General features: G+C 66.2%; 10 protein-coding genes. 3 read left to right on the top strand and 7 right to left on the bottom strand.

Translation table 11 applies throughout. The features are described 5' to 3' along the window. Positions 1–4: 4 nt before the first annotated feature. Positions 5–1,435 (bottom strand): aldehyde dehydrogenase family protein, encoded by a 1,431-nt coding sequence (locus NBRGI_RS15975; RefSeq protein WP_228832380.1) that lies wholly within the window; start codon positions 1,433–1,435, stop codon positions 5–7. A 282-nt stretch (positions 1,436–1,717) separates the two neighbouring features. On the opposite strand from NBRGI_RS15975, the gene NBRGI_RS43850 reads away from it, so the two are divergent. Then, a complete protein-coding gene (locus tag NBRGI_RS43850) occupies positions 1,718–2,011 on the top strand; it encodes an EthD family reductase (RefSeq protein WP_370627768.1) in 294 nt (97 codons plus the stop codon). Positions 2,012–2,083: 72 nt separating this feature from the next. On the opposite strand, the gene NBRGI_RS15985 is transcribed toward NBRGI_RS43850, so the two are convergent. Continuing rightward, a complete protein-coding gene (locus NBRGI_RS15985) occupies positions 2,084–3,688 on the bottom strand; it encodes a sigma-54-dependent Fis family transcriptional regulator (protein WP_029897061.1) in 1,605 nt (534 codons plus the stop codon). A 124-nt stretch (positions 3,689–3,812) separates the two neighbouring features. Between NBRGI_RS15985 and NBRGI_RS15990 the strand changes: the two genes are divergently transcribed. Then, on the top strand, positions 3,813–4,802 hold the full coding sequence (locus tag NBRGI_RS15990; RefSeq protein WP_029897063.1) for an amidohydrolase family protein: 990 nt from the start codon (positions 3,813–3,815) through the stop codon (positions 4,800–4,802). Positions 4,803–4,847: 45 nt separating this feature from the next. On the opposite strand, the gene NBRGI_RS15995 is transcribed toward NBRGI_RS15990, so the two are convergent. Next, positions 4,848–5,999, bottom strand: a complete 1,152-nt coding sequence (locus tag NBRGI_RS15995) for a hypothetical protein (RefSeq protein ID WP_148310842.1) — start codon at positions 5,997–5,999, stop codon at positions 4,848–4,850. Between the two features lie 218 nt (positions 6,000–6,217). Beyond that, positions 6,218–8,056 carry an FAD-dependent oxidoreductase gene (locus NBRGI_RS16000; protein WP_158439887.1) on the bottom strand — a complete coding sequence of 613 codons (1,839 nt, stop codon included), beginning with the start codon at positions 8,054–8,056 and terminating at the stop codon, positions 6,218–6,220. A gap of 544 nt (positions 8,057–8,600) precedes the next feature. Between NBRGI_RS16000 and NBRGI_RS16005 the strand changes: the two genes are divergently transcribed. Next, complete coding sequence (locus tag NBRGI_RS16005) at positions 8,601–9,524, top strand: hypothetical protein (RefSeq protein ID WP_148310843.1); 924 nt, start codon at positions 8,601–8,603, stop codon at positions 9,522–9,524. A 168-nt stretch (positions 9,525–9,692) separates the two neighbouring features. Here NBRGI_RS16005 and NBRGI_RS16010 read toward each other — a convergent pair whose 3' ends face one another. From NBRGI_RS16010 to NBRGI_RS16020, 3 genes are read right to left on the bottom strand one after another with little or no spacing between them, the layout of a single operon-like run. Next, a complete protein-coding gene (locus NBRGI_RS16010) occupies positions 9,693–11,129 on the bottom strand; it encodes an aspartate ammonia-lyase (protein WP_029897072.1) in 1,437 nt (478 codons plus the stop codon). Next, positions 11,126–12,166, bottom strand: a complete 1,041-nt coding sequence (locus NBRGI_RS16015; RefSeq protein WP_081878101.1) for an asparaginase — start codon at positions 12,164–12,166, stop codon at positions 11,126–11,128. The genes NBRGI_RS16010 and NBRGI_RS16015 overlap by 4 nt, the downstream gene beginning before the upstream one ends. Continuing rightward, positions 12,163–13,608 (bottom strand): amino acid permease, encoded by a 1,446-nt coding sequence (locus NBRGI_RS16020; protein ID WP_029897075.1) that lies wholly within the window; start codon positions 13,606–13,608, stop codon positions 12,163–12,165. Before NBRGI_RS16020 ends, NBRGI_RS16015 begins: the two co-directional genes overlap by 4 nt. Positions 13,609–13,711 lie beyond the last annotated feature (103 nt).

The following is a 13,711-nucleotide window of genomic DNA, read 5'->3' on the forward strand; positions in this document are numbered from 1 at the left end:
TTCTTCAGAGCGCAATGTTCACCGCTTTGGTCTGCAGGTAGAGATCCAGGGCGCCGCCGAGCTCGCGTCCCCAACCCGACTGTTTGAACCCACCGAACGGCAACGCGCTGTCGAAGGCGTTGTACTGGTTGATCCAGACCGAGCCCGCTTTCAACGCTTTGGCGGTGCGGTGCGCCTTGGAGAGGTCGCGGGTGAAGATGCCCGCTGCCAGCCCGTAGATCGAATCGTTGGCAGCGGCGATGGGGCCGTCCTCGGCGGTGAACCGCTGGGCCACCACGACCGGACCGAAGATCTCGTCGCGAACGATGCTCTGCTGCGGGTGGACGTCGACGAAGACGGTGGGTTCGACGTAGTAACCCGTGTCGCCCCAACGCTTTCCGCCGGTCAACGCCCGCGCGCCGTCGGCGTGCCCCTGGGCCATGTACCCGACCACCCGGTCGAGCTGTTCCTGCGAAACCAACGGCCCGAGCTGGGTCGCGGGATCGAGACCTGGTCCGATCTTCACCGCCGCGACGGCGTCGGACACCGCGCGGGTGAACTCGTCGAAGATCGAGTCCTCCACGAAGAGCCTCGTTCCGGCCACACACGACTGGCCGTGGTTGAACAGCAATCCGTTGACCGCGCCGGGCACCGCCACCGCCGGGTCCGCGTCGGCGAACACGATGCTGGGGCTCTTGCCGCCGAGCTCGAGCGAGACCTTCTTGAGGTTGCCGCCCGCCGCGGCGAGCACCCGCTTGCCCACCTCCGTCGAACCGGTGAACGCGATCTTGTCCACGTCGTGGTGGGCGGCCAGCGCGGCACCGGCATCACCGAAACCGGGCACCACGTTCACCACACCCGGTGGAAACCCCGCCTCCTCGAACAGGCTGCCCAGCAGCAGTGAGGTCAGCGGGGTCTGCTCGGCGGGCTTGAGCACCACAGTGTTCCCGGCGGCCAGGGCCGGCGCGATCTTCATCGTGGCCATCAGCAGCGGAAAGTTCCACGGCGTGATCTGCCCGCACACGCCCAGTGGCTCACGCAGTGTGTAGGCGTGGAATTCACCGCCCGGCGCGAACGGCATCGAGACCGAGACCGTCGTGCCCTCGATCTTGCTGGCCCACCCCGCGCAGTAGCGGAAGATGTCCCCCGACCAGCCCGCATCCACCACCTGCGCGACACCCGCCGACTTGCCGTTGTCGAGCGACTCCAACTGACCGAAGATCTCGGCCCGCTCGGTGATCAGGTCGCCGACGCGCCAGATCAGCCGTTCGCGTTCGTTCGGCTTCATCCGCGCCCACGGGCCGTCCTCGAACGCTGCTCGTGCCGCTCTGACCGCACGGTCGACGTCCTCGCGCTCCCCATGGGCGACGGTCGTCAAGATCTCGCCGGTCGCCGGATCGTGCGTCGCGAACACCTTGCCCGACGCCGCAGGCACCCACTCGCCCCCGATCAGCATGTTCCGGGAGGTACTCACAAATTCACCGACCGCGGGCAGTACCGGGAATTCAACGGCGATGGTCACATTCGTCTCCTCGACAGTCGGGGCGAGCATCCGCCCGCTCGATCGCTCCGAGTGCAGAATGCGACTCCCGCCGGGGTGTGCGGTGACCCAATTCTGGACACGCCGCGCCCGGCGTGGCGACCGGGGCGAGGCGCGGACCGCTGTTCACATCTGCGACACCGCGCGACAGGAGATCGGGCCAAGCTTCGAACTGGACCACACCAGTGAGGAGATCGCATGTACCGATTGACCGTGCTCTACCCGCCCCCTGCCGACGCCGACCACTTCACCAGCTACTACCTCTCGACTCACTTGCCGCTGGCGGCGAAATTGCCTGGCCTGCAATCGATGCGGTACAGCCTCGAGGTCGCCGCGGTGGACGGCGAGAGCCCGTACTTCGCGGTGTGGGAGGCGGAATTCGATTCACTGGCGGCCATGGGGGCGCGATCGCCTCTCCGGAGGGGCAGGCCGTGGTTGCCGACGTCGCGAACTACGCCACCGGCGGGGCACAGATCATCCACTACCCGCTGACCTGAGCGGACCCGCGTCGCCGTCCATCTGACAATCGTCAACGCGGTTTGCGGGGTCCGGCAGGGATCCCGCTCACCGCGCGGAGGTCGGCGGCGCGATACCGTACCGGCGGATCGCGCGATACAACGTGGTTCGGCTGATGCCCAGCCGCTTGGCCGCGACCAGTTTGTTTCCCTCAGCGGCACGTAATGCGTCGACGATGGCGTCGTGTTCGGCCCGCTCGATCGGCGTCAGCTTCCGGATCGGGGCTCGGCCCCGGTAGCGCTCCGGCAGGTCGTGCACCGTCACGTCCCCGATGCGTCGCGTACTCACCACATGCCGCACGACCGCGTGTAGCTCCGTGAGGTTTCCCGGCCACGCCTGCGCGGCGAGCGACTCCAACGCAGCGGTCGTCCATCGCAATTCCCGCGGCGCACCCAGCTCCGCCGTCATCGACAGCACCAGGGCGGGGACGTCGCTCGAGCGGGATCGCAAGGGCAGCAAGTCGATTTGATGCACGCAATGTGCCCGCACGGTGCCGTGGTGGGCGTCGAGCCTGCTCTCGGGCACGCTGGTCAGCACCACACGCGCCCGGCTGCCGGTCAGCGCTCGCGCGAGACATCGTGCCGTCGACTCGGTGAGCAGCTCGGTCGACTCGATGATCACGACGTCGGTATTCGCCAAGGCATCGGTCACCCGCCCGAGCCATGCGGCAGGGTCGAGCGTGACGGTGTCGCTCGCGTCGAACCAGGTCGTCGCGCAGTGACCGGCAATGTCGCGGGCGGTGCGGGTGCGCCCGGTACCGGGCTCGCCGCAGATCGCGACGTGCCCGTCCTGCAGCGGATCGGCTACCGGCGGCTCGGCTGTGCCCCGCTCGAAGATGAACAGCACACCGCCGCCGACCGGATGCACCGCGACACGCACCGTGCGCCCGGAGCTGAGGCTCAGCGTCATGCGGGTCTGCGCGCGCGGGGTATCGCCGGCGATACCCCGCAGTACCGCGTGATCGGCGGGCTCGAGCGTTTCGATCGCGATCTTGTTGGCCACGAACAACTCCCCGCTGACCGCCGCGACCGCGACGGTGCGATCCCGCAACACCGCCGATTGAAAGCTGCCGAAAAGCCGCTGTTCGGAAAGTTTGGCATCGGAGGTCAGTCGCTGCTCGATCCGCCGCACCGCGGAGAGCACGAACGGTGCCAGCAACTGGTTGGACTCGGTCGCCGAGCAGGTGATATCGAGGACACCCTCGAGCCTGCGGGTCACCGGATGGGTGATCGGGTGCCCATAGCAGTTGAACTGCTTGAGCTCGTCGATATAGTGCTCGCCGCCCTGCACCGCCACGCCGACGCCGGCTTCGGCGGCCGTGGCCAGCGAGTTCGTACCGATGGCCGCTTCGTCCAGGCGGCGGCCGGTGATCAGGCCCATCCGTTCGAGCCGGGTTCGAGAACGCGTGTCGCCGCTGGCGAGGTCGGCCAGCCGCAGGTCCCGGTCGGCCAGCACAACGGCTACCTCGGCACCGCCCAGGACAGCGCCGAGATCTTCGAGGACCGGCGATGCGGCTCGGGCCAACCGGCTCTGCGGATCCATCTCGTCGATCCCTGCGCTGCGCACCGGCACCCCAGGGTCCAGGCCCGCCAGTTCGGCGCGCCGCCATGACGCGGCGATGATCGGCCGTAACAGGGAACGCTGGCTGCTCATCCGACCTCCTCTGACACCTCGCGAGCCCACCGCGTACGGTCGACCGGATTCGAGTGAGACGTAGTGTATCGGTAAAAATTGCGACAGTGCGCGATCTTCACGGTGATCATCAGGAGGAACGACCTTGGTTACCAAAATCGCCCTGGAAGAGCACTTCGGCGCCACCGATCCCGACATCGTCGAGCAATCCGCCGAGCATTTCGACGCGGGCGCATGGCCCGCGCACCGCGCGATGCTGCTCGATATCGACGAGCGCAGGCTGCGGCATATGGATGAGACGGGCATCGAAAGGGCCGTGCTCTCTTTGCTCTCGCCGGGAATTCAGTCGATTCACAAACCGGACAAAGCGGTAGATTGGGCGCGCAGGTTGAACGACTACGCTGCGGATCAGGTCGCTCGGCATCCGGACAGGTTCGCGGCATTCGCCGCGGTGCCGATGCAGGACCCGGCTGCGGCCGAGGCCGAACTGCGCCGGGCCGTCACCGAATTGGGCCTGGTCGGCGCGCTCATCAACGGATTCTCGCAGGTCGGCGACGAATCCACGGTCGCATACCTCGACGACATCCGTTATGCCGGGTTCTGGCGCACGGTCGCCGAACTGCACGTTCCCATCTATCTGCATCCTCGAGATCCGCTCCCGAGTATGAGCGCTCAATACGACGGCCATCCGTGGCTGTACGGCTCCGCGTGGGCATTCTCGGTGGAAACCGCGACCCACGCGTTGCGGCTGATGGGCAGCGGACTCTTCGATCGTCATCCCGACCTCACCATCATCCTCGGGCATCTCGGCGAGCTGTTGCCCTTCAACATCTGGCGCACCGATCACCGCACTGCGGTGGCACCGCGCGGGCTCGCCGTCGAGAAGTCCTTCGGCTACTATCTGCGAACCAATTTCTACCTCACCACCAGCGGCAACTTCCGTACGCCCGCGCTGCTCAACACCATCCAGGAGGTGGGTGCGGACCGCCTGCTGTTCTCGGTCGACTACCCCTTCGAAGACATGCACGAGGCCGCGGCCTGGTTCGATCGACTCGAGCTCAACGAGCGCGATCATCACAAGATCGCCTACGCCAACGCCGTCGAGTTGTTCGGTTTCGCCGACAAGCAGGCGTGAGTGTGGTGCCGATACCGGCACCACACTCACCTCCCTCGCGGCGGACTAGTTGCCCTGCGGCTTCAGCTTGTAGTAAGCCCACCGGAAGTGCTCATAGGTCCCGAAGGATCCCGGCACGGTGTGCACCGGCATTTCTGTGCCATCGAGCCAGCCGGCCGAGACGTAATCCGTCGAGTCGGTGTAGAACGTCTTTTCCATCTGAACCTCTTGTCCGGGTGCGCATTTGACTTTTATCCACCCGGGAATGGTGTGCAACGTGAACGGCGGCGTCAGCTGCCCGACCAGCGGCCGTCCCGGTTTGTAATCACCGAATTCCAGCGTCGTTTTCGAGCAGATTCGCGTCCCTGACGGACGCGCGTCGATCAGCGGTCCCGAGTACCGTCCGTCGTTGCGCATGATGCCGTAGAACTCGCTCGCGCCGCCGTCGGGCTCCATCACCGGCGCGTATTCCCAGCCTGCCCAGGACTTGTTCGGATCCAGTATGGAATCCACCACGCTGCCGAACATGCGCATGCGCCAGTAACCCGCACGCCAGCCGGTGATATCGATCTGACGGCCCGCGATGGTGACCGAGCCGGTCGCCCTGCTGTTGAGCACGATCTCGTCCATCAGCGAATCGGTACCGGGATCACCGCCGACCTTGATCAGTCCGTGCGGCCCGGCCACCGGTTCGGTAGCGGTGAAGTCGGCGGCGGCCAGTGGCGAAGAGCCCTTCACCTGCCAGCTATTGGTCTCCGCCGCGTAATTGATGCTGTAGTTGGACCCACGCATTCCCGGTTTGCCGTCGGCCGTCGCCCAATCCGCCCAACCCCCGCCGGGCAGCCCGTCCTTGAACGACAGGATCCCGTTCATGAACGGGAGTTGCGGCCCCTTCTCGTAGGACAGCTGCCCGACCGCCCACATGAACGGCCCGCCCTTGCCGATCGCTCGCTCACCCCAGAACGGCTCGGCTTCCACCACCACGATCATCCGTTGCGGGTTCTGCGGATCCTTGAGCCACCACCAGGAGATGCCGACATCGCCGAACTCGTTGCGTTCGAGCTGCGAATCCTCCGGAGTCGCAACGCGAACGGGATAGTCGTTCGGATCGAGGTCGTAGGAAGTAGGCTCCCACTCCGGCGGCACCGCCACCGCGGTGCCGGGCGAGCCGACCACCGCGACGGTGATGGCGAACAAGGCAATCGAAGTTCGCGCCACGGTCGCCCACCATCCGCGACGCCGCCGCGGCCCAACCGCAGCCCCAAGGGAAATTTCGTTGCGGGGCAACAGGTTACGATGATATCGAACAGATCTGATGACATCGAACATACCGGACCACTTTCTCTCCCGAAGCCTCGACTTCCAGGACTTGTTGAGCGGGCCAGACCGCGCACTCCGGCCGACCCGAATGGTGAATAATTCGAACCCCATACCGGCTAACCGCCGCTCGGCATCGGCGCAGGGGCGATGACGTCGAAGACATTGGGCAGGCCCGCGCCATAGCGCCGGTCATCCTCGGCGCGAATCCCCTCGAGCAGCTTCGGCGGCGAATAGTCCGGCAACCAGCAACGCCCCTCGCGCGCGCCGGCTTGGTCGAGAATGCCGTTGACAGCGATGCGGGCGGTCTCCATCGCGCTTTCCTGCGAGTCGACCGCGGTGGAATTACGGACCGCGCCACCGGCGAGGAACAGATTGGGAATCGCGCCGACCGGGGCCGGCCGCGGGCTGCGTCCCGCGTTCCCGAGCGCGTCTCCGGCCCGGGTATCAGTCACCTGCCAACCCGAATTCGCCCACCGCAGTGTGGTGTGCGGGGTCCAGCCCACGAAGTTTCCCGGCCGGAACGCATCCGCCATACCCGCATACCTGATGAGGAATTCGCGCAGTTCGACCAGGGTCTCTTCCTGGGTCAGCTGCAGCATCGGCTTGCCGTACACGAGGCCGGGCACCGAGAACAGGGAGGTGGAGAAGATCTCGATATCGAGTGCGGCCCCGGCCTCGCCGGACCCGTACCGGCGCAGATCTCGCTGCCAGATGGCGTTGACGCCGCCGAGGAACATGTACCACTGATCCTGTGGTGCTATGAATCCGAGAGTGACGTCCAGCTCGCGGAAGAACAGCTGGAAGCCGGTCTCGTAGGCGGGCACCACATTCCACGCGTCACGCAGCCCACTGTCGGCAGCGAGCAGATCGGGGGTGAACAGGCTCTGCATCCGGTCGCCCGGTATCGCCACGACGAAATAGTCCGCCTGCACCTCGATCGCCCGGCCCGCCGGATCCCGGACCGTAGCACCGGCGATCCGGCCGTTGTCGAGGGTGAGCTCGGTCAGCGTGTGCTGCAGGTGGAACGAGGCGCCATGCGATTCCAGGTACCGCGCCCACGGATCGAACCACACCTCGGTTTCCGGACCGTCGAAGCAGATCCCGGCCGGAAGGGCCGACGTCGCAGCGGGATTCAGGCCCCAGTAATACCCCGGCCGCCCTTCCGCTGTTCGGAAAATCGGCTCGATGAAGAAGTCCTTCAGCGCATTCGCCGATCCGCCTTGGTCTTTGGCGTCGCTGCCGAGGCAATGCTCTATACCCCAGGGGATCCACGCGGCATTCGGCGACATCTGGTCGGTGCGGAAGAACTCGCGCAAGGTCATGCTGTCGAGCTGGCCGCGACACCTGGCCGGCCCCGACGTGATCCAGGCGGCTGTCTTACTGGCCAGCAATGCCGCGTCGGCCGGAGTGTAGCCACCGAGCTGAGCGAAAGCCTCCAGGAAGTATTGCGGGTATTTCTCGATCGGCATGCTGCGGATCGCGGCGGCCGTCAGCGGAAGTGGGGCGTTGAGCCTCGTCTGGCCGATGGCGATCGGAACACGTTGTCCCTGAGTGCCCGCCGGAACTCCGGGATTCTCCGGAATGAACGCGGCGCGATCGAACACGCTGCCGCCCCGGCCGTCCGGAATTCGCTTGAGCGTTTCGGGCAAGATCGCGTAACTCGGCAGGATGAAATGCTGGGCACTCATCTCGAAGGGATACAGAGAGCTGCCGGGCGGGTTCGTGTAGGCCCGCACCATTCCGCCGAGCCGCTCGTTCTTGTCATACACCGTGACCTGGAAACCACGCTCCGCCAATTCGTGTGCCGCCGCCATTCCCCCGGGTCCGCCACCGAAGACCGCGACCCGCCGCCCACGCGCCGGGTCCGCGCCCGAGCGCCCAGGTCCGAGCAACGCGGAGACCGGGCCCACCATGGCCGCAGCCGCGATCCCGGTCAGCACCCGTCGTCGAGGCAATACCGCAGGACGCGAAGCGCCGGGCGCCGCCGTACTTACTGGCAGCTCACCATGTTCTTCCATACAGTGCAGGCCTTTCCCTATGCAGCCGTCATGTTCTGCCAAAAGCCGTTTCGTCCGTGAACCACACCTCGTTCGGGCGATCGGCGATGGGCCGGCATGTGTCCGGTGACACATTCGACCACTGGACGTTCAAGGCTTTGTGTTCAGAATCAGGACACTTCTTTTCGGCGCAAAGATCGCTCTCGCCCCGATCGCGACCGGGGACTATCGCAGACCCAGGAATCGCTCGGCATTCCCGCCGACATAAGTGCCCCGCTTGGCGGACGGAAGGAAGTCGGTCGCCGATCGGATCGCCGACTCACCATTGAGCGTCCGTTTGGCCGGTCCACGAGTTCGTGGAGCCCGACCGTACTGGCTACCCCACCGCGAGCGCCCCGTGGTCGAGTTCTCGGACGCGATCGAGACGGGCAGCGAGCTGCATTGGGCCGATCAACACGTTCTCGACACCGAGTTCGACGTCCGATCCGGCGTGGGTTGGTCCTTGGCCGCTGCCGCGACGACGTCGAGAACGGTGGCGGTGTCGTTCTTGATTTCGCATACCGTGACCGACGGACAAGGAATGCTCGCCGGGCTGGCGACAGCGCTCGGTCCGGATCGACCGCCGGCATCGCTGCTCAGGAGTCCGACTCGGCGCGCGGATCTCGCCGATGCAATAGGGGCCGGCGGTCGGGCACACGCCCGGGTGACGTTGGCGACAACGACTCAGATGGGGCATGACTTCAACCCCCTCGCTATGGCGCTCAACGGTTTACGTGCCGCCCGGCGCCGCAGGCAGGCCCCGGTCTCGCCGCCGCCGCACATCACCGTCCTGGTTGTCGACAGCAACGAACTCGCCGCGGTCGCCGCCCGATATGGCGGCACCGCGACAAGCCTGTCGATCGCCCTGACCGCCAACACCACCCTGGCCCTCGACGACAGCGGTGATCAGCGGATCCGGTTGCAGATGCCGGTCTCTCGTCGCGCACACGACAGTCCACGCGGAGGAAACGAGGTCGCCGCCACCGTAGTGGATTTGGGACCCTCGCATGGCCGGTACACCGACCTCGCCCGCATTCGGTCGATCAGCAAACAGGCATACGCTCACGCCGCTCCGGTCGTCATGGGAGCGATCGCGGACTGCGACGCGGCGCTATCGAGCGTCGGCGCTATCCCAACGGTGGTCGCGAACGCCTTCGGAACACCCACTGCGATGATCCCGAGGTCGCTCAGACGACGGATGCCGTCGAATCTGCCGTTGAGCGCACGCCCGTCGATCATGGTGTTTCGGACTTTCACCGATTTGACAACCACCTTCACCTTCGTCGGTTCCCACGACAGAATCGCGTCCGTCGCAGCCGCCGAATTCACCGCATGGGGCATCTCGCCCGTTGCGCAGTGGCAGAACACGAGACCCGACACCCGATAACGGATCCGTCCGTGGCGCCCCAGGGGCTCATCCGGCTACGTGGCGCGCGCCGCATCGCTGGCACCTGTTCTGGCGCAATCGAACCGACGGCGTCGCGTCGAGCAGCGCACAGGAAGGCCCGCCGCTCGGCAAGCCCGGCCGAGCGGCGGGTTGACTACGCATGCCGGGCTACGGAACGGAGTAGACCGATGCCTCACCCTCGACGACCGGGGTGGGCAGACCGGCAAGGCGGTGCGGGGCGAGGAGTTCGGCGACCTGCTCCGGGGTGAGCAGGCCGAGTTCGACCGCGATATCGCCGACGAACTGCCCCGTCAGCAGAGCCTGTTTCGCGATGGCGGCGCTCGCGGCGTAGCCGATGTGCGGGGCGAGGGCGGTGACGATGCCGATCGAGCGGCGGACACCGGCTTCCAGGTGCTCCTGGTCGGCGGTGATACCGGAAACGCATTTGGTTGCCAGCGCGTCGGCCGCGGCGATGAGATGGGTGGTCGTCTTCAACAGGCTGTAGGCGATGATCGGCTCGAAGGCATTGAGCTGCAATTGACCTGCTTCGGCGGCCATGGTGACGGTCAGGTCGTTGCCGATGGCTTCGAACGCGATCTGATTGACCAGTTCGGGAATCACCGGGTTGACCTTGCCCGGCATGATCGACGATCCGGCCTGCCTTGCGGGCAAACGGATCTCACCGAAACCGGTGACCGGGCCGGAGGACATGAGCCGCAGGTCGTTGCAGGTCTTGGACAGCTTCACCGCGACGCGCTTGAGGATGCCCGATACCTGCACGAACGCCCCGGCGTCCTGGGTGGCCTCGATGAGGTTCTCGGCCGGAGTCACCGCCTCGCCGGTGAGCTCGCTCAGATAGGCGCAGGCGAGCGCGGAATACCCTGGGTGGCCGTTGATTCCGGTGCCGATCGCGGTGCCGCCGAGATTGCTCTCGCACAGCAGCGGGATGGCTTCTTCGAGTCGCAGGCAGTCCTCGCGCACCATGAGCGCGAAGGTGCCGAATTCCTGTCCGAGGGTCATGGGGACCGCGTCCTGCAACTGCGTGCGACCCATTTTGATGACACCGGCGAACTCGCCGGCCTTCTGCTCGAAGGCGTCCGCGAGGCGGCGCAGCGCGGCGACGAGATCCCGGATATGGCGCACCACCGCAACATTCACCGCGGTCGGATACACGTCGTTGGTCGACTGACCGAGGTTCACATGATCGAGTGGATCCAGTTCGCCGTAGGTGCCACGGGCGTGGCCGAGCAGTTCGAGGGCACGGTTGGCAATGACCTCGTTGACGTTCATGTTCGTCGAGGTGCCCGCCCCGCCCTGGATGGGGTCGATCGGGAATTGATCGTGCAACTCGCCCGCGCGTATTTCCGCACAGGCGCTTTCGATCGCCGCGGCACGGCGGTCATCGAGCACTCCCAGCTCACGATTGGCGCGGCAGGCGGCGAGTTTCACCGAAGCGAGTGCGACGATCAGAGCCGGGTAGTTTCCGATGCGGTCGCCGGTGACGGAGAAGTTCTCCAGCGCGCGAGCGGTGTGGACGCCCCAGTAAGCCGCGCGTGGCACCGCCACCGCGCCCAGGGAGTCGCTTTCGAGTCGAGTGTCGGTCACCGGTAGCTCCAAGAGTTCGAGTCGTTGTCGGCCGCACTGGACGAGACATCCGGTGCGGCAGGGTTATTCGCGAGTTCACCGAGTAGGTTCGTCACCATCCAGTGCCGCAGCTCGACACCGCCGAATCCGTGGTCGACGAGGTAGGAGAGCTTGGCCAGTGCCGCTTCCCTGGTCATGTCGCCGCCGCTCAGCGCACCGGCGTCGAGTAGTGCGCGTCCGGGTTGGTATCGGCCGAGATCCACTGAGCCACTGTCACATTGACTGATCACAACCACCGGGGTGCCACGTCCGGTCGCGCCGCGAACGGGCTCGGCCAGGTCGGGCGCGGTGCCCGCCCCGTAGCACTCGAGCACCAGGCCGCCGCGGTAATGCCGAAGAGCCGCGTCCAGCAACTCCGCGTGCAGGCCGGGAAATACGGTGAGCAGACCCACCGGCGCACCCGTCCCGTGCCGGACCGGAAGCGCGGGCGGCACCGGCGGCGGCGTGCATTCGCCGATGGTGGTGAAACCGTCGTAGTCCTCGATCGCCCGTTTGGAGGCCCGCACCGCCGGATGCAGCCTGGAACCGAAGGCCAGATAGGTGCCCGGCGCGGGCTGCCCGACGATTGTCGCCAACGCCAGGTGCAGGTTGCTGCGCGCGTCACTGCCCGGCTGTCCGAGCGGAATCTGCGCCCCGGTCAACACCACCGGGATCGCACTGTCGCGCAACTCGAACGCCATCCGCGCGCCGATGTAGGCCATGGTGTCGGTGCCGTGAACGACGATCACGCCGTCCGGTTCATCCGAGGCGATACCCGCTCGAACCGTCGCGGCGATGCGGCACGCCGTACCCGCCTCGGCGAGCGCGCTGTCGATAACCTGATCGAACTCGCGGTAGCGGACATCGACGGAAACCCCTGCTGCCGACTCGAATTCGGCGACCATCTCCGAGATCTCGGCCGCCAGACCCGAGCGGGGCCGCATCCCGGCCCCACCGTCGACCATCCCGAAGGTCCCACCGGTATAGAGAATCCCTACACGGACCCGCTCGGAACTCATGAACGATCCACCGGCGCAAGCACATCGGCGGCGAGCCTGCCTCGCACCCGGAACCACCCGACCACCATCGCGACCACCACAGCCAGGAACGCCACCACGGTGATCCGCCCGATCTCGTCATCGAAGCACATGAGTAGCACGACACCGGCCAGGAACACCAGGGTGGCGATGTTCAGCACCGGAGCGAACGGCAGCCGGAAGGACGGCCGCACATACTCGCCGCGTTCGGCTCGGCGCACAAAGATCCAGTGGCACACCATGATCGACACCCAGGTGCCGACGATGCCCAGCCCCGCCAGGTTCAGCACGATCTCGAAAGCCTTGTGCGGCAGCACGAGATTCAACACGACGCCGGCGATCCCGACCACACTGGTGATCAGAATGCCGCCGTAGGGCACGCCGTGGCGGTTCATCCGCGCCGCGAAGCGCGGTGCGGTGCCGGCCACGGCCATCGAACGCAGCGTGCGCCCTGTCGCATACAGTCCCGCGTTCAGACTCGACATAGCGGCGGTGAGCACCACCAGGTTCATGACGTCGCCGGCATGCGGAACACCGATGGAGCTCATCACCGTGACGAACGGGCTCTCGCCGGCGGAGTACGCCGTCCACGGCAGCAACAGCGTGAACAAGATGACCGAGCCGGCGTAGAACAGGATGATCCGCCACATGATCGAGTTCACCGCCCGCGGCACCACGGCCTTCGGATTCTCCGACTCCCCCGCCGCGACTCCGATCAGCTCGGTACCGCCGAAGGCGAACACCACACCCAGGGCAATGGTCAGCATCGGGGCCAAGCCCTTGGGGAACAGCCCGCCGTTGTCGGTGATCGTGGAGATACCGGGGACGTTCCCGTCGATCGAGGTACCGGTGACGATCAATCCCACGGCGACCAGCATGAAGATCACGATGGTCGCGACCTTGATGAGCGCGAACCAGAATTCCAGCTCGCCGAACAGCCGCACCGAAACCACGTTGAGCGCGACCACCACCGCCAGCGCGATGAGCGCCAGCACCCACTGCGGCACCGGCACGAACATCGCCCAGAAGTGCGCGTACAACGCCACCGCGGTGATGTCGGCGACCAGCGTGGTCGACCAGTTCAAAAAGTACAGCCACCCCACGGTGTAGGCGCCGCGCTCGCCCAGGAACTCCCGCGCGTAGGAGACGAAGGCTCCCGAGGAGGGCCGATACATGACCAGCTCGCCGAGCGCCCGCACCACCATGAAGGTGAAGATGCCGCACACGATGTAGACGATCGCCAGCGACGGGCCGGCCAGCGCCATACGCCCGCTCGCGCCGAGGAACAGGCCGGTGCCGATGGATCCGCCGATGGCGATCATCTGCATATGGCGTTTGCGGAGCTGTTTGTGATAGCCGGCATCGCCGACGTCGACTTTGGCTGCCGACGCGTCGGGCGCCGGCAGTTCGTCGTGGTGCTGCATGGGAACCTTCCTCGGCCGAATCCAGCCCGCGACGGTGGCGACACCAACCTGTCTGGCTGTAAGACAGGCAGACAGTAACGCGGGTCACAACGTACTGTCAACG

It is taken from the genome of Nocardia brasiliensis IFM 10847 (genome assembly GCF_000710915.1).
Taxonomy (GTDB): Bacteria; Actinomycetota; Actinomycetes; order Mycobacteriales; family Mycobacteriaceae; genus Nocardia; species Nocardia brasiliensis_A.

Coding starts and splice junctions, on each gene's coding strand:
- NBRGI_RS15975 (WP_228832380.1), bottom strand. CDS start 1,435: ATGCTGATCGGGGGCGAGTGGGTGCCTGCGGCGTCGGGCAAGGTGTTC.
- NBRGI_RS43850 (WP_370627768.1), top strand. CDS start 1,718: ATGTACCGATTGACCGTGCTCTACCCGCCCCCTGCCGACGCCGACCAC.
- NBRGI_RS15985 (WP_029897061.1), bottom strand. CDS start 3,688: ATGAGCAGCCAGCGTTCCCTGTTACGGCCGATCATCGCCGCGTCATGG.
- NBRGI_RS16015 (WP_081878101.1), bottom strand. CDS start 12,166: ATGAGTTCCGAGCGGGTCCGTGTAGGGATTCTCTATACCGGTGGGACC.
- NBRGI_RS16020 (WP_029897075.1), bottom strand. CDS start 13,608: ATGCAGCACCACGACGAACTGCCGGCGCCCGACGCGTCGGCAGCCAAA.